This is a genomic window from Rhodosalinus sp. K401 (assembly GCF_041365735.1).
Taxonomy (GTDB): Bacteria; Pseudomonadota; Alphaproteobacteria; order Rhodobacterales; family Rhodobacteraceae; genus Rhodosalinus.
Genome location: NZ_JBGFSI010000029.1, coordinates 1 through 16,509, shown reverse-complemented (window position 1 = coordinate 16,509; position 16,509 = coordinate 1). Strand labels below are relative to the sequence as shown.

The 16,509-nt window shown below is 64.7% G+C and carries 15 protein-coding genes; 4 read left to right on the top strand and 11 right to left on the bottom strand.

The window, feature by feature from the left end; genetic code table 11:
• The 11 genes from AB6A66_RS17130 to AB6A66_RS17080 form a co-directional block, all read right to left on the bottom strand.
• Positions 1–1,739: calcium-binding protein (locus AB6A66_RS17130; RefSeq protein ID WP_371056840.1), on the bottom strand; the 1,739-nt coding region annotated here is incomplete at its 3' end.
• A 147-nt stretch (positions 1,740–1,886) separates the two neighbouring features.
• Positions 1,887–2,774 (bottom strand): glucose-1-phosphate thymidylyltransferase RfbA, encoded by an 888-nt coding sequence (rfbA, locus tag AB6A66_RS17125; protein WP_371056839.1) that lies wholly within the window; start codon positions 2,772–2,774, stop codon positions 1,887–1,889.
• Positions 2,771–3,625 (bottom strand): dTDP-4-dehydrorhamnose reductase, encoded by an 855-nt coding sequence (gene rfbD, locus AB6A66_RS17120; protein WP_371039402.1) that lies wholly within the window; start codon positions 3,623–3,625, stop codon positions 2,771–2,773. The genes rfbA and rfbD overlap by 4 nt, the downstream gene beginning before the upstream one ends.
• Entirely contained in the window at positions 3,622–4,665 is a 1,044-nt protein-coding gene (gene rfbB / locus AB6A66_RS17115) for a dTDP-glucose 4,6-dehydratase (RefSeq protein WP_371056838.1), read from the bottom strand. Before rfbB ends, rfbD begins: the two co-directional genes overlap by 4 nt.
• Positions 4,662–5,231: a dTDP-4-dehydrorhamnose 3,5-epimerase gene (rfbC, locus tag AB6A66_RS17110; protein WP_371056837.1), complete on the bottom strand. Its 570-nt coding sequence runs from the start codon at positions 5,229–5,231 to the stop codon at positions 4,662–4,664. The genes rfbB and rfbC overlap by 4 nt, the downstream gene beginning before the upstream one ends.
• Positions 5,232–5,331: 100 nt before the next feature.
• On the bottom strand, positions 5,332–6,282 hold the full coding sequence (locus AB6A66_RS17105) for a glycosyltransferase family 2 protein (RefSeq protein ID WP_371056836.1): 951 nt from the start codon (positions 6,280–6,282) through the stop codon (positions 5,332–5,334).
• A 201-nt stretch (positions 6,283–6,483) separates the two neighbouring features.
• Positions 6,484–7,314, bottom strand: coding sequence for a 3-deoxy-8-phosphooctulonate synthase (kdsA, locus tag AB6A66_RS17100; protein ID WP_371056835.1), 831 nt, complete (start codon positions 7,312–7,314; stop codon positions 6,484–6,486).
• Positions 7,311–8,096, bottom strand: coding sequence for a 3-deoxy-manno-octulosonate cytidylyltransferase (locus tag AB6A66_RS17095; RefSeq protein WP_371056834.1), 786 nt, complete (start codon positions 8,094–8,096; stop codon positions 7,311–7,313). The genes kdsA and AB6A66_RS17095 overlap by 4 nt, the downstream gene beginning before the upstream one ends.
• Positions 8,093–9,064 (bottom strand): SIS domain-containing protein, encoded by a 972-nt coding sequence (locus AB6A66_RS17090; protein ID WP_371056833.1) that lies wholly within the window; start codon positions 9,062–9,064, stop codon positions 8,093–8,095. The genes AB6A66_RS17095 and AB6A66_RS17090 overlap by 4 nt, the downstream gene beginning before the upstream one ends.
• A 71-nt stretch (positions 9,065–9,135) precedes the next feature.
• On the bottom strand, positions 9,136–9,798 hold the full coding sequence (locus AB6A66_RS17085) for an ABC transporter ATP-binding protein (protein ID WP_371056832.1): 663 nt from the start codon (positions 9,796–9,798) through the stop codon (positions 9,136–9,138).
• A 4-nt stretch (positions 9,799–9,802) separates the two neighbouring features.
• Positions 9,803–10,936, bottom strand: a complete 1,134-nt coding sequence (locus tag AB6A66_RS17080) for a sugar transporter (RefSeq protein WP_371056831.1) — start codon at positions 10,934–10,936, stop codon at positions 9,803–9,805.
• Between the two features lie 196 nt (positions 10,937–11,132).
• Here AB6A66_RS17080 and AB6A66_RS17075 point away from each other — a divergent pair, with 196 nt between their 5' ends.
• The 4 genes from AB6A66_RS17075 (at position 11,133) to AB6A66_RS17060 (ending at position 16,285) form a co-directional block, all read left to right on the top strand.
• Positions 11,133–11,933, top strand: coding sequence for an ABC transporter permease (locus tag AB6A66_RS17075; protein ID WP_371056841.1), 801 nt, complete (start codon positions 11,133–11,135; stop codon positions 11,931–11,933).
• 71 nt (positions 11,934–12,004) lie between these two features.
• The gene (locus AB6A66_RS17070) at positions 12,005–14,248 is read left to right on the top strand and encodes a glycoside hydrolase family 99-like domain-containing protein (RefSeq protein ID WP_371056830.1); all 2,244 of its coding nucleotides are present in this window, start codon (positions 12,005–12,007) and stop codon (positions 14,246–14,248) included.
• A 49-nt stretch (positions 14,249–14,297) separates the two neighbouring features.
• A complete protein-coding gene (locus AB6A66_RS17065) occupies positions 14,298–15,293 on the top strand; it encodes a hypothetical protein (RefSeq protein ID WP_371056829.1) in 996 nt (331 codons plus the stop codon).
• The gene (locus tag AB6A66_RS17060) at positions 15,251–16,285 is read left to right on the top strand and encodes a hypothetical protein (RefSeq protein WP_371056828.1); all 1,035 of its coding nucleotides are present in this window, start codon (positions 15,251–15,253) and stop codon (positions 16,283–16,285) included. The genes AB6A66_RS17065 and AB6A66_RS17060 overlap by 43 nt, the downstream gene beginning before the upstream one ends.
• Positions 16,286–16,509 lie beyond the last annotated feature (224 nt).

The window sequence follows — 16,509 nt, the reverse complement described above, 5'->3', positions numbered from 1 at the left end:
TAGAACCGGCCCTGCGCGAGATCTGCCACCGGCACGATGGAGAAGGAGTCGAAGAAATCGAGGTTGCGCGCGAAGGTGTCGTTGCCCGGGCCGCCATCGACGGTATCGACACCGCGACCGTCCGTGAGACGATCGTCGCCAGGCCCGCCCTGCACGAGATCGTTGCCCGAACCGCCGTCCAGCGTATCGTCTCCGCCGAAGCCGTTTATCGTGTCGTCTCCAGCGCCTCCGAGGATGCTGTCAGCGCCGGAAGTCCCGTCAAAGACCCGGGAGGAGATCAGCGTCACCACGTCCGCGGCCGTCAGCGTTCCATCGGTGAAGACGAAATTCTCGACGCCCGAGACGAAATCTGTCCCTTCGGACGAGACAATCTCGAGGTCCCCGTCGCCAAGATCGGTGCCCGAGATATCCGTGCTGGCGACCCCGAAGACGGCGGTATCGATCCCTTCGCCGCCGAGGAGCGTGTCATTGCCGTCCCCGCCCGTGAGCATGTCGTTACCGGCGTTCCCCTCGAGGCGGTTGCCTTCGCTGTCGCCCGTCAGGCTGTCGTCGAAAACGGAGCCGCGAACGTTCTCGATATTGCTGACGGTGTAGGAAAACGCCTGACCCTCCCAGCTACCCGTCGCGGTACCACCTTTGAGATCGACGGCCACCGGGGAGTCGACGCGCGAGCGATCGAACCGGAGCGTGTCTGTCCCGGCCCCGCCGTCCACGATGTCGTTGCCCGCCTGGAGGATGAAGCGTTCGTCCGCGTCTCCGCCGGTCACGACGTCGTCGTTCATCGTCGCCCGCACCTCGGTGACCGCGCCGGTGAGCGTCTCGGCGTTGCCGAAGCCGTCGTCGGCGATCGTACCGGTGGAAAGATCGACGTCGATGCCGTTGGTGCCGCCTCGGAAGTCGAGTCGCACCGTACCGCCCACGTTCGTGACATCGTAGCTGTCGGCGCCCTGCGCACCCCGCACGGCTAGGAACTGACCCGCGGCGACGTTCAGGGTGAAGCTGTCGCCCAGATCCGTCCCGTAGATCGCCAACCCGTCCGCGCCGAGCGCCGTGGCGACATCGGTCAGCGTGTCGGTGCCGGCTGCGCCCTTGTCGACCGAGCCGGTGTTGGCGACCCCGTCGATCGACGCCGAAATGGCCGTGGCCACATCGAAGTAAACGAGGTCCAAAAAGCCGGTGGCCATGTCGGTCAGGACGAACGTGTCGTCTCCGAGTCCGCCAACGATCACGTCGGAGCCGTTGTTGTCGCCTGTCGCGATCAGGTCGTCGCCGTCGCCACCTTCGAGAAAGTCATCGAACTGCGTGCCTGTGATCGTGAGCTGGGACGTCACGCCCGGAAGCCCGAAATCGGCGCCGGCCGAGGCGCCGGAGCCGTCGAACACGATCGCGTCACCGCTCAGAAGCGTGTTGAGCGGGCCGTCATTGTCCGCCTCGAGGGCATCCAGCGCGGCGGCAAAATCCACAAGCGGCCAGTCGAGCCCCGTGATGTCCGCGACAGACACACCGTTCTGGGAAAAGTCGATGGAAGATATCGTCCCCGCGGTCGGCTCGCCCGTGACGGGATCGAGGGCGAATCCGGCCCCCGTGAGGGTCGTTACCGCACCAGTCGCCGCGTTCTCCAGGACAATGCTCGTCGATGAAGAACTGAGCGCTTCAACGTCGAAGTTTCCATCCTGGTCGAAGAAGGCCGTGTCGAAGAAGAAGGGATCCGGCCCCTGATAGGTTATCGTGTAAGACATCTACATCTCGTCCTGATCAAGAGTGCGTATGCGCGGGCTTCGGTCGAATTGACCTTCCCGGACAAAGCTATAGCCCGCTCTTGATGGCGATTTGAATAATCAGGATAGCTGACCTAACGTCACCCGCGAAAGTTGTCGCGAGATGCGTCACCAGTGTTTCCCGTGCTGCACCAATTTGCGCAAGTATTCCCCATAGGCCGACTTGCCGTAGCGCGCCGCCTGCGACTCCAGCGCGGCGGAATCAATCCATCCCTGATCAAACGCGATTTCTTCCGGACAGCCGCATTGCATGCCCTGCCGCAACTGAAGCGTGCGAACGAAATTGCCGGCGTCGAGCAATGATGCGTGTGTTCCCGTGTCCAGCCAGGCATAGCCCCGCCCGAGCCGCGCGATATCCAGCGCGCCCTCGTCGAGATAGGTCTGGAGCAGACAGGTGATTTCCAGTTCGCCCCGCTCGGACGGGGTGAGCGCCTCCGCGCGCTCGGGCGCCGTTTCGTCGAGAAAGTAAAGCCCCGTTACGGCATAATCGGAGGGCGGCACTTTCGGCTTTTCGATGATTGCGGTCGGGCGGCCGCTTTCGTCCATCGCGACAACGCCATATCGCTGAGGGTCATGAACGCGACATCCGAAGACGGTTCCGCGAGACGATTTCGCGTTCGCTTCCTGCAGAAGCTGGGTAAGCCCGTGGCCGTAGAAGATGTTGTCGCCCAGAACCATCACGCTCGGCGCACCTGCCAGAAAAGCCCTTGCCAGGATATAGGCCTGCGCGAGCCCGTCCGGCGACGGCTGCACCACGTAGTTCAGCGACAAGCCCCACTGGCTGCCGTCGCCCAGCACACGGCGGAACTGTTCCTCGTCCACTGCCGTGGTGATGATCGCGATCTCCCGGATGCCGGTCAGCATCAGCACCGACAAGGGATAGTAGATCATTGGCTTGTCGTAGACCGGCATCAGCTGTTTGGACACGCCCGTCGTGAGCGGATAGAGGCGCGTTCCGGATCCTCCGGCCAGAATGATACCCTTGCGTTCAGTCATGCTCTGCCATTCTCCAGTCTATAAACGACCTCGGGGAGCGCGGCCCGCCAGTCGGGCCGCTTGATGCCGAAGACGGCTTCCACCTCCGAGCAATCGAGGCGCGAATTCTGCGGTCGGCGCGCCGGGGTCGGAAATTGCGCGGTCGTTATCTCTTCCACTTCGACGTCGCGCTCCGTCGCGGCCAGAATTGCCCTGGCGAAGCCCGCCCAGCTCACATCTGGCGCGCCGGAGAAATGGTAGAGGCCCCCAAGTGCCGGTGTATCGACGAGCCGCGACGCCATGAGATGCGTCGCCTCTGCGATTGCCGAAGCGGGCGTCGGCCCCCCGACCTGGTCCGCAACGATCGCAAGCCGGTCCCTATCGGCCGAGAGGCGAAGAATGGTTGCGACGAAATTTCGCCCGCGGCCGGCAAAAACCCAAGAGGTCCGCAATATCGCCCATGTTCCACCGGCCGCACGGATCGCCGCCTCGCCGGCAAGCTTGCTCCGGCCATAGGCCGATACGGGGTGCGCTTCGTCCGCGGGTCGCCATGGCCGATCCCCGGTGCCCGCGAAAACGTAGTCGGTCGATATGTGCACGAACGGGATGCCCAGTTCGGCCGCCGCGCATGCCATCGCACCCGGTGCCTCGCCGTTCACGACGGTTGCGAGAGCCTCCTCCTCCTCGGCGCGATCCACAGCCGTGTATGCCGCGGCGTTGATGACCGCACCGGGGCGAGCTTCCCGGATTACCTGCGCGCACGCGCCGGGCCGAGAAAGATCCGCCGCCGCCCTGTCGAGCGCGACAACGCCCGGCAGCGCCGCCAGTTCGCGGCCGACCTGTCCATCCGCCCCGAACACGAGCACGGTCATCGGCCCTGACCCAGGCGCTCGCCCACGCCTTCGCGCGACTGAAGCCCGCGCCACCAGGGCTTGTTGGCAAGGTACCACTCCACCGTCCGGACGAGCCCCTCTTCGAGGCCCAGGGCGGGTTGCCAGCCCAGCTCGTCGCGGATGCGCGTCGCGTCGATGGCGTAGCGCAGATCGTGGCCGGGACGGTCGGTCACGAAAGACACGAGATCCGAGTAGCTCCCTTTGGCGCGTGGCTGCTGCGCATCGAGGATGGCACAGATCATACGGACAAGATCGATGTTGCGCGCCTCGGCGTCGCCACCGATGTTGTAAGTCCGCCCGACTTCGCCTCTTTGCAGAACCAGAAGCAGCGCCTCGGCATGGTCTTCCACGAAGAGCCAGTCGCGGACGTTCTCGCCGGTGCCGTAAACGGGTATGGGCCGCTCGGCGATCGCGTTCAGGATCACGACGGGTATGAGCTTTTCCGGAAATTGATAGGGGCCGTAATTGTTGGAACAGTTCGTCACGAGCACCGGAAGCCCATAGGTCTCGTGCCAGGCACGCACGAGGTGATCCGACGCAGCCTTGGAGGCCGAATAGGGGCTGCGCGGCGCATAAGGCGTTGCCTCCGTGAAGCGCCCCTCGGGGCCGAGAGATCCATAGACTTCGTCGGTGGAAACATGATGAAACCGGAAATCGGAGGGGCGGCCGCGGCTTTCCCAGTAAGCCCGAGCGGCTTCCAGCAGCGTGCCTGTCCCGTCCACATTCGTGCGAATGAATGCCGAAGGTCCGTCTATCGACCGGTCTACATGGCTTTCCGCGGCCAGATGCAACACCGCGTCGGGCCGATGGCGTTCGAACACGTCTCGTATCCGGGGCGCATCGCAGATATCGGCATGTTCGAAGCAGTAGCCGGGCGCGTCCGCGACGGGCCCGACATTCTCGAGACAGGCGGCGTAGGTCAGCGCATCCACGTTCACCACTTCATGACCACGCGCCACCGCAAGACGAATGACTGCAGAGCCGATGAACCCGGCGCCTCCGGTCACCAGCAGCTTCATTTCTGACCCTCGTACCGGAACGGGCTTTCAATCTCCGCGAAGGCAGGCGCCTCCAGATCCTTGTCGGACAGGATGGGTGACGCGGCCCGCGAGCCCCAGTCGATTCCCAGCTGACTGTCGTCGAAACGCACGGAAATCTCGCAGTCCGGCGCATAATAATCGGAACACTTGTAAAGCAGCTCGACCTCGTCCGACAGAGTCACGAAGCCATGCAGGAACCCCTTCGGGATCAGAAGCTGCCGCCCGTTATCGGCCGACAGTTCCACACCGACCCATTTCCCGAAGCTCGGAGAGCCCACACGGATATCAACCGCGACATCGAGAACGGCGCCGTGGCCAACTCGGACGAGCTTGTCCTGCGCATGCGGAGGCGCCTGGGCGTGCAACCCCCTGATCACGCCGATGGCGCGGCTGATTGACTGGTTGTCCTGAACGAACTCGAAGTCCAGCCCGTTCTCGCGCAGGCGCTGCTTGTTCCACACCTCGCAGAAAAAGCCCCGGGCATCCTCGAAACGCCTCGGCGTAAGGATCATCACGCCGGGCAGTGACGTTTCTTCAATCTTCAACCCGCCTCGCTCCGGACCATTGGCCACACACGTTCCAACACTTACCGCGGTCACGTCGTAGCAGGGCGCGGAAAGTCTGTCAGCACTTTGCGCAGGGGCGTCACAACAGCCGCAGCAGACAGGCCACATGGAGCGCGGCCGTCCCCAGCCGACCCTGTCGCCATACCCCCGATGCCCGCAACCCTCGCAGCCGTGCGAAAGGTGTCGGCGCTTGCCGTGCAGCCGCGTAGTTCTCGATGACCTTTCGGGCCTCCGAGGTGAGCAAAGGGCGCGCGACGGCAAGCGCTTCTGCATTGATCTCGTTCCAGCTTCGGAAGCGACCACCGAGGATACCCGCCAATCGCAGCCACGCGGCGCTCAGGGACCGGTTCTCACCGATCAAGTTGCCGCCGTGCTGTCTGTAGTCCAGCGCCGGCGCAGGATCGTAGAGAACGGTCCCGCCCGCGCCCGACACCAGTTGATACAACCACCAGTCATGCGCGACGACACGCTCGGTGGCGACCAGGGCGCGCTTCGCAAGCATGACCGCGGCCCGGTTCAGCACCATCGTGTTGCCCCCGCCGATGCTTTGCACCAGAGCGTTCCGGAAGGACGGCGCGCGCGAAAACTCTCTCGACAGCCCGAGCGGTCGCAAGGCGACGTCGCAAACGCGCGTGCGCGCGGCATAGAGGCAAGGGACGTCGGCAGGCACGTCCGCGAGGCGGGTCACGGCGCGCTGCAATTTTTCCGGGTACCACACGTCGTCTTGATCGGAGAGCGCGACGAACTCGTGCTCGGAGCTGACTTGCCTGAGCAAATGCAGAAAGTTTCCGCTGAAAGAAGTGCCCGGCCCGCGAAGAACCCGGACGTCATGATCTGGAGTCCGTTCCGCGAAGCGATGAAGGATCGCAAGGCTGGAGTCGGTCGAGCCGTCATCGGAAACGAGCAGGGACCAGTCGGAAAAACCCTGGTTCAGATAGCTGTCGAGCTGTTCTTCCAGATACGCTTCGCCGTCGTAAAGCGCCAACAGGATGCACAGCCGGGCCGGGCTTCTGGCCGTTTCGATCAACATGGGCTCCGAAAGGTCGACCGCGACGGCACGACGGTATTATGATCGCTTCGTTGCATACAAGCGCGGGGTGCAGCCCGCGATTTGCGAAGATCGGCGGATCTCATATGCCCGGGCCGAAAGCCTTGACCGCCTTTGGAGTAGCTGTTCCGGACCTCGACAAGACTGACACCGCACGGGGGCGCCGCATCGGCCTGTCTGGCATCAGACCGCGCCCTCCTTGGCCAGCGCGTCGAAGGCGCGCAGGCGGGCGATGATGGGGGCGAGGTCGTCCACCGGGATCATGTTCGGCCCGTCCGAGGGCGCGTTGTCGGGGTCCTGGTGCGTCTCGAGGAACACCGCCGAGACGCCCACGGCACAGGCGGCGCGGGCGAGCACCGGCGCGAACTCGCGCTGGCCACCGCTCGTGGCGCCCTGCCCGCCGGGCTGCTGCACCGAATGGGTGGCGTCGAAGACCACCGGGTAGCCCGTCCGCGCCATGATCGGCAGCGCGCGGAAATCGGTGACAAGCGTGTTGTAGCCGAAGCTCGTGCCGCGCTCGCAGAGCAGGATGCGCTCGTTACCAGTGGAGGCGATCTTGGCCGCGACGTTGGCCATGTCCCAGGGCGCGAGGAACTGGCCCTTCTTCACGTTGATCGCGCGTCCCGTCTCTCCGGCGGCCAGCAGGAGGTCGGTCTGGCGGCAGAGGAAGGCCGGGATCTGGAGCACGTCGCAGACCTCGGCGGCGGGCGCGCAATGCCCGGGCTCATGCACGTCGGTCAGGATCGGAACGCCGAATTCCTCGCGGATACGGCCGAGGATCTCGAGCCCCGCCTCCATGCCGAGGCCGCGCGCCGTGCCGAGGGACGACCGGTTCGCCTTGTCGTAGCTCGCCTTGAAGACGAAGCGCGTCCCGGTGGGCGCGCAGGCCTCTGCGATGCGCTCGGCCATCATCCGGGCATGGTCGAGGCTTTCGAGCTGGCAGGGCCCGGTGATGAGCGCGACGGGGCGGTCGCCCCCTATCTCGATGTCGCCTGCGGTGACGATGCGGGTCATGCCATCTCTCTCAGCGCCGCCTCGATCCGGGGGATGTCGGCGGGATTGTTGAGTTCCCAGAAGACGCGGCCATGCGCCTCGACCTCCACGCAGCGGATTTTCTGCCCATGCTCTAGAAAGCGCAACTGCTCCAGCCCCTCCAGCCCTTCGAGCCGCCCCACGGGCCAGGCGCGATAGGCCGAAAGCGCCGCCTGCCGGTAAGCGTAGACGCCGACGTGATGCCAGACCGGCGGCGCGCCCGCGATCTTCGCCGAATCGAGCCAGGGGATCACTTCCTTCGAGAAGTAAAGCGCGTCGCCGTGCACGTCGAAGACGGCCGTCGTGCCGCCCACCCGGCCCTGGCGGCGATCCTCGGTGAAGTGCGCGTAGGTGGTCGCGTCGCAGCGCAGCACGGGCGTGGCCACCTGCACCCCGGGCGCGGCGCGCATCTCGGCCACGAGCGCCTCGACGAACCAGGGCGGCGTCAGCGGCGCGTCGCCCTGCAGGTTCACGACGATCTCCGCGCCGATGCGCTCGGCCGCTTCGGCGCAGCGCTCGGTGCCGTTGCGGCAATCGGGCGATGTCATCACCACGGAGGCGCCGAAACCCAGGGCCGCGTCGCGGATGCGCGCGTCGTCGGTGAGCACATGAACCGCGTCGATGCCGGGCACGGCCTGCGCGGCCTCCCAGGACAGGCGGATGAGGCTTTTGCGGGTGCCGTCGGGCAGCGCGATCTCGGCCAACGGCTTGCCGGGATAGCGCGTGGAGGCGTAGCGCGCGGGGATCAGGATCGCCACGCTCATGCCACGCCCGCGCGCAGAAGATCGTGGATGTGCAGCACGCCCAGCGGATGCCGCGCCGCGTCCGCCACGAGAAGAACGGTGATCTTGCGCGCGTTCATCAGCGCCAGCGCCTCTGCGGCCAGCATGTCGGGCGCGACCGTCACCGGGTCCGGCGTGGCGACCTCTCCGGCGGTCCGCGACATCAGCCCGTCCATGCTGCGGCGCAGGTCGCCGTCGGTGATGACGCCGCTCACGCGGCGGTCGGTGTCGAGCACGGCGGCGATCCCGAACCCGCCCGAGGTCATGGCCAGCAGCGTCTCGGACATGGGCGCATCGGGCGCGACGGCCGGCACGGCCGCGGCGCCGTGCATCAGCTGGTCGACACGCGCGAGCTGCGCGCCGAGCTTGCCGCCCGGGTGGAACATGCGGAAATCCTCGGCCCGGAAGCCGCGCGCCTCCATCAGCGCGACGGCGAGCGCGTCGCCCAGCGCCATGGCCATGGTGGTGGAGGTGGTGGGCGCCATGCCGATGGCGCAGGCCTCCGGCGCGTCCGGCAGCAGGAGCGCATGGTCGGCGGCGCCCATGAGCGTGCTGTCGGCACGCGAGGAAATGGCGACGAGCGGGATCGAAAACCGCCGCACATAGGCGAGTGTATCGCGCAGTTCCGCCGTCTCGCCGGAATTGGACAGCAGCAGGCAGACGTCGCCCTGCGCGATCATTCCTAGATCGCCGTGGCTCGCCTCGGACGGGTGGACGAAGAGCGCCGGCGTCCCGGTGGAGGCGAGCGTGGCAGCGATCTTGTGGCCCACATGCCCCGACTTGCCGATGCCCGACACGATCACGCGGCCCTGCGCGGCGAGGATCGCCGCCACCGCGGCGTCGAACGCCTCCGGCAGCTCCGCCGCGAGCCGCGCGAGCGCGTCGGCCTCCACCGATATGACGCGGCGCGCGGTGGCGCTGGCGGCGATCGAGGAGGGCGGGGGGCTCATTGGGCGATGGTCTCCGGCACGGCGGCAGTTCGGAGCTATGCCGAGCCGCGCTCCGCCGCAAGCCCTGCGCTTCAGGCCGGCTGGGACATGTTGGCCTGATGCCGCCGAATCGCCGCGGAGATATCGTCGAACCACACCAGCCCGCCCGCTTCCAGCACCGCGCCGGCAGTACACAGGCCCTGGATCATGCTCATCGAATGACTGACCACGATAGCCCCCGACGTCTTCAGGCGCTCTCGCAGGACGGCATCGCTCTTGTTCCGGAACCCCGCGTCGCCTACCGCTGTCACCTCGTCAATGAGATAGGTGTCGAACCGAATGCCCATCGACATAGCGAAGGCGAGACGCGCTTTCATCCCGGCCGAGTAGTGGCGCACAGGCTTCTGGAACTGGCGTCCGAGTTCCGAGAAGTCGAGCGCGAAGTCTATGAGGTCCTGCGTCTCGACACCGTAGATCCGCGCAACGAAGCGTGTGTTCTGCTCACCCGTCAGATCGGGATGAAAACTGCCCTGGAAGCCGACCGGCCACGAGACGCTGCCGTCTATCACGATCCGCCCGCTGTCGGGAGACGTCGATCCGCCGATCATTCGCAGCAACGTGGACTTGCCCGCACCGTTGCGTCCCAGAAGTGCAACGCACGCGCCTGCCGGAAACACCGCATCCACCTTTTCGCAGATGATCCTGCGGTCGCGGCCGGCGCCGAAGGTCTTCGAGACGCGCTCCAGGCGAACCATTGTGTCAGCGACGGTCGCGGAGGCTGTAGGCGATCAGAACCGCCATGCACCATGCCCCGAAAAGCCCGAGAGCGATGACCGCTAGGAGGGTCGCGCGGCGTGGATACTCGGCCGATTCAGCGAGCGTGGGCCGCACATACGCTGCAAGATAGCGACTTTTGCGGCGAGCTTCGGCGACGGCCGCGTCGTAGGCCGAGAGCGCGGACAGGTAGGACTGCTCCGCGAACTCCCGGTCGACCTGAAGGGATTCGAACTGGCCTATGAGATCCGCATACGCCGTGCTGCCTTCGCCCGATCCGACAACTCCCAGCTTGCGACGCTCATCGGCGATGCGGTTCTGAATCACCTCGATCCGGCGGCGCGACTGGGCGAGACGCGGGTCGCCGTCTTGAGCTGAGGACGATATGATATCCATTTCGATAAGCGCTGCCGCGAGTTGCGCCTGCAGGCTGCTCAAGAGACCCATCTGCCCCTGGATATCGGCCTGCGGATCCACGATCTGCTGTTCGTTCCTGAACCGCGTCACAGCGAGCCGCGCGTCCTTGAGCCGCTGAGCGGCCTGATCGAGTTCGTCGCGCGCGTAGCGGGTAAGATCGCTCGCCGCCACGGCCGAGAGTTCGTTGATCATGTCGCTGGAGAGCTCGAAGATCTTTTGCGCAATGGCCTGGGCATCCTCGGGTGCGAAGGCGCGCGTCTCCACCTCTATGAGCCCCGTTCCAGGATCGTAGAAGACGCGGACCATGCGGCGCCAGTAGTCGACCTTGTCCTCTATGGTCGCGTTTTCCTTGAGCGTGAAAACCGGATCACCCTCGGGCTTCTGATAAATCCTTTCGAGATCGAGGGCAGCGTCGACCTTGGCCACGAGTTCCTGGCTTTGGATGAACTCGTAGAGGATATCGGTATCGGTCGAACTCGACCCCGACAGCTCGGTCAAACCGCCGAGGATCTCCAGCCCCGATCCGCCCTCCTCTCGCCTGACGGTGAATCCCACGCGCGAGGCGTATTGATCGACCGCCTCTCCGTACAGATACACGCTGGCCACCGCGGTAGGCGTCGCGACGACGAGCAGGAAGCTGAGAATGACAAGCCAATGCCGCAGTTGCATACGGGCCGGGCGCGCGACCGGCGCGATCTCCACGACCCGGACTTCCGGCCCCGGACTTCCGGCTTGCTGCATCTTCTGGCGACGGCGCCGCTGCTGGGGCGTCAAACCGCCCCCAGGGCCCGATTTCGGAGAGTCTGATGCCACGATGCCCCGGTAATTCCTTGCCCCGACCGGCTATGGAGAGCATATCTACATCCGTCCGCGCTTTCCAGTCACTTCGTTGGACGACATGACCCACCGAGCGACGTCAGCGAGCCTCCCGGAACGCAAGTTTCGCTTTTTCCGCTCTGTAGCGGCGCTTATCCTTCGCGAGATGGAGTCGTCCTACGGACGATCGCCCGGAGGCTACCTCTGGGCGCTCATAGAGCCGGTCGCGGCGATCGCCCTCATGAGCGTTGTTTTCGAACTGATTTTTCGCGCTCCAAGCCTTGGAAGCAACTTTCCATTGTTTTTCGCGACGGGCTTCATGCCGTTCCTGCTTTACATGACGGTCAGCCAGACGACGTCGACCGCGATACGATACTCGCGGCCGCTGCTCGAATATCCCGCTGTCACCTTCCTCGACGCGCTCGTGGCCCGGGTGGCACTCAACACGCTCACCAACCTGGTGGTCTCGGCACTTGTCCTGTGGGGCATCGTCTTGATCTACCGACTCAACCCGATCCTCGACTGGAGCGCGATCTTTTTGTCGATGGCCATGGGCGTTTCGCTCGCTTTCGGCGTCGGCACCATGAACTGCTACCTGATTTCACAATTCCAGATCTGGGAACGTGTCTGGGCAGTGCTGAACCGCCCTCTCTTTCTGGTGTCCGCCGTCCTTTTCATCCCGGAAGACGTACCGGCCCAATACCGGGATATCCTGATGCTTAATCCGGTCGCGAGCGTTGTCACCGAGATGCGCAAGGGCTTCTACGCGACCTACGAGGCAGTCCATGTCCGACCGCTTTACGTGTTTTCCGTCGCAGGGGTTCTGGCGACGCTCGGCCTTTTCCTGCTCATTAGGAACCACAAGCAGATCATGGAGCGATAGCCCCGGCAGCCAGATTGCGCCGGGACATCCAGCTTGCTACTGACTTGTCGCCAAGGTGCAGGATCCGGGTAATGATGAAGACTTTCTTGAGACGTGCACGCCTTGGGGTCCGGCTTCTTTTTCTTACCCCGGCGGAACGCGCCTATGTCCGCAAGATCCGTCGCAGCCAGCTCTTCGACAGGCACTTCTACCTGACCACGAACCCGCACATGCATCCGCTGACCCGGATGTTCCCGGAGCGGCACTATGTCCAGTTCGGAGAAGTGGCGGGCCTGCGGCCCAACCCGGAGTTCGCGCCGCTTGCGTATCTCAGACATAACGCGGACCTGACGGGGAGCGTCACCCGACCTTTCCTCCATTACATAGACCATGGCCGTCACGAACAGCGGATCACGAAAGATCTGCCCCTGGTCGAGGAATTCGATCTGACGCCCGTGCCAGTGCTGCGACCCGTGGATTTCCCGGCAAAACCCGCGAGGTTCGCGGTGCTGGTCCACGTCTACTATCATGACCTATGGGACGAGATCGCGAGGTATCTCGAGCGGCAGACCATTCCGTTCGATCTTTTCGTGACAGTGGTCCGCTTCAAGCGGAAGAGCGACGTGGAATCCCGGATCAAGCAGGCGTTCCCGGACGCCGTCCTCCTCGGCGTTCCGAACCACGGTCGCGACATCTTTCCATTCGTGCATCTCGTGAACGCTGGCGCGTTTGCGCCTTACGAGGCGGTCTGCAAGATCCATACCAAGAAGTCGCCCCATCGCCAGGATGGCGATGTCTGGCGCAATCACCTGATCAAGGGAGTTCTTGACGACCCCGAGATCACGCGACGCAGGCTGGAGGCGTTCCTGGCCGATCCAGAAGCCGCTTTCTGGGTCGCCGATGGGCAGATCTACGACGGAACCCGGTGGTGGGGATCCAACACCGGCAAGACCGCGCATCTTCTTCAGAGGGTGGAGATCCAAATGGATGCCGGCACGCTGCGATTTCCGGCGGGCTCCATGTATTGGGTCAAGCCCCTGATGCTCGACATGATCCGGGGAATGCGACTCACATACGGTGATTTCGAGGAGGAATCCTCGCAGGTCGATGGTACGACCGCGCACGCCATGGAGCGCGCGCTGGGTTACCTTGCCCACGCCGCAGGGCAGCAGCCGAGGCAGGCAAGCGAACTTGACAAGCCGCGGGACGTGACACGGCGGGCAACCAGGCCGTCCTTCGTGTCGGCTTTCTACCTGCCGCAGTTCCATCCGGTGCCCGAGAACGATCTGTGGTGGGGAAAAGGCTTCACGGAGTGGCGCAGCGTGGTGGATGCGCGGCCGGTCTTCGTCGGGCACGGCCAGCCCGCGTTGCCGGCCGACCTCGGCTTCTACGACCTCCGTGTCCCGGAAACCCTGGCGGCGCAGGCTGCGATGGCGCGTGATTGCGGGATCGATGCATTCTGCGTCTATCACTACTGGTTTGATGGAAAGCGCATGCTGGAGCGCCCCATGGAGACGCTCCTGGAAAGGAACGACATCGAATTTCCTTTCTATCTCTGCTGGGCAAACGAGTCGTGGCGGCGGAACTGGGACGGGCTGTCTGGCGAGATTCTCCTGGACCAAAGCTACCGACCCGGCTTCGCCGCGGCGTTGGCCAAGGATCTCGTGCGCTTCTTTGCCGACCCCCGGTATGCGCGACCGGACGGCCGCAGACCCCGCTTCGTCATCTACCGCCCCGAAGACATGCCCGAGCCGGCCGCGAACGTTGCCGAGATGCGGCGGATCTGGACCGAGGCGGGGATCGGCGACGTCGAACTCGGAGCCGTCCGCTTCCATGTAAAGGGCCGGCATCCGGTACCGGAATCCGTCTTCGATTTCTGGGTGGAAATGCCTCCGCACGGTCTGGTGGAGGCGGACGACTACTTGTTCGGCGGTCCCGGGGGAAACCGGCTCAATTTCACGCCCGAACCAGGGTTCGAAGGTCTGATCTACGACTACCGAGCCGTTGCAAGGCGCGCCGCAACCCGCGGGCACGCGAAAAGGTTGCCGCAAAACACGATCGCCGGCGTGATGCCGGGTTGGGACAACACGGCACGACGCGGACTATCCGCGCACATCGCGTACGGGGCCAACCCTGCCGCCTTCGCGTACTGGCTTCGGCAGCTTTCGATCGACCGCCTCGACCGGTCCTATCGCGGTGAGCTTTTCCTGAATGCCTGGAACGAGTGGGCCGAAAAGGCGATGCTCGAGCCCTCGCGCCAGTGGGGGGATGCATATCTGAAGGTTCTGGCGGCGCATTGCACCGAAAAGGCGCGCCGTCCGAGTGCCGCCGCATGATCCCGACCATGACCCTCGACCAAACGAGCTAAGAGCGGATTTCGCACGCATGTCGAGGCTCTTCATCCACGTGGGCACGCACAAGACGGCAACGACCCACGTTCAGGACACTTTCTATCAGAACCGGCGGGTGTTGCGCCGGCATGGAATCGTGTTTCCACGCATAGGACGCACGCGTGGACAGCACGGGCTTGCCTCGGCTTGGATACGCCTGCCTGCGCCCTATGGAATAAAGGATGCGCGCGGTGCCTGGCGCAGGCTGGCGAAAGCCTACGGACCGACGGACACCACGGTATTCGTCTCGAGCGAAGAGCTGTCCCGCCTGAGGCCCGCGAAGGTGGACATGGCTGAACTGCGCGCATTGACCGACGGTTTCGACGAGGTTCGGCTTATCTGCACCTTGCGAAACCAAGCGAGCTTCCTTCAGTCCGTGTACCAGCAGATCTCGATCGAGCGGAATCCGGGCCCATGGCCGCGCTTCTTCGAGAATGCCCTCGAAGCCACGATCGTAGACGGCCTTGCACTCGACTATAACGTTCTGCATCGGCAATTTCGTCGCGGCTTCGATGCTCGGGAAATCCGGTTCCTGTCCTACGACAAGGCCGTCCAGGACGCGGGGGGGATCGTAGGCGCGGTGTTGCGCGAACTCGACGCACCATTCGGTGCCGAGGCCCTGGCGCCTTTCGGCGCCGGCCGCTCGAACGTCTCGCCCTCCCCGCTTGCAACCTTCGCGGCCAATGCGGTCGCGGCGCCCCGCGTCGCGGGTCAAGGTCTCGTGCGCGCGATGACGGAAAGTATCGACGCGGTCTTCGGGAAGGAACGTCGCACGACCGTTTTTTCGCGCGAGGAGCTCGAACGCTGCACCGAGCGCTTCAGGCCCCTGAATGACACATTGCAGGACAGCATCGCCTCCGAGCAGCCGGAGTTCCGCATGACGTCGGAACTGGACCGCGGCGCGCAGATCTTTCGCGGGCAGCTTCGAGAGGATTTCTGGATCGAGGCGTGCCGCAGGCTGCGGGCCGACGTGCCCGTCCAGACGCTCTGATGGCACAAATCCTTCTTCATATCGGCGCACACAAGACAGGCACGAGTTTCCTGCAGCGCACGCTTGAGGCCAATCGCCGGAAATTGGCGGAAGCGGAAATCCATTATCCCGACCTCGGTCCGAACGCGGGTCACCACATTCTCGTGGCGCCCTGGATCGACGTTCCGGAAATCCCGGCGCATTACTTCGGCAAGGGCGGGCCCAACGGTCTCTGGGACCGCGTCGTGCAGACCGGTGCAGAGCGGAACGGCACTCTCATTCTGAGCGCAGAGCCATTCTCGCGCGGCGCCCCGCAGCGCGTGAACATGGCGGATCTCGCCGAACGGCTCTCCACGTTCGAAGATGTCCGCGTGCTCTACGTTGCGCGGCGGCAGCCTGAGTTCCTTCAATCGCTCTGGCTTCAGGTGGCGAAGACCGCCGCGCGGCCACCGGCGTTCGACAATTTCGTCGCCAATGCGCTCGCGTCCGGCATGGCTTCGGGAGTCTGGCTCGATCACGCGGCGGTGCTGGATCACGTCTTGCAAGGTTTCCGGCCCGCACAAGTCACCGTTTGGGATTACGACACGGTCCGCGAGGCTCCGGGCGGCCTTCTTCGCGCCTTTCTGGCTCTCGCCGACGCTCCGGAACTTGCAGCTGAACTGGAGCCGGTCGAGGCGCGCCAGGCCAACGTGTCACCCGATCCGCTCGGGTTCTACGCTGCGGCACGGATAACGCGGCCGATGCGCCCTGCGCCGGATCTGGTGGCTTCGGCCACTCATGCGTTGAAGGCACGCGACCATCGCCGGAACACCATCTTGACGCGGAAGCAGTACGAAAGCGTGCTGGACGTTTTCGCTCCGTCCAATGCACGGCTCACACGAATGGTGCGCGAATTCCAACCGGAGTTCCGGTTCGCGCCCGAGGACGTGCGTCCGGCGTTGCGGTACCGAGAGGAGCTTGCGAACCCCGACTGGGTGCGGCTCGCGCGGGCAGTCGCCAAGATCGGGCAGTGACGTTCGCGAGCCGAAGCTGCCCGCAAGAGCGATGACCTCCGTCTCGCGGATCGACGAACGCGGCAGATGGCGCCGACGCACACGAGTCCAAAAGACAACGTCGCGCAGGTTGGTCGGATCGAAATTCGGTCAGGACGGCACGCGAGCGTCGCGCATGCCGCAGACACGGAGGCCCGCGCGTGACGTGGTTCCCACGCCACCACCCCCGCGCGCGTCCGGCGGCT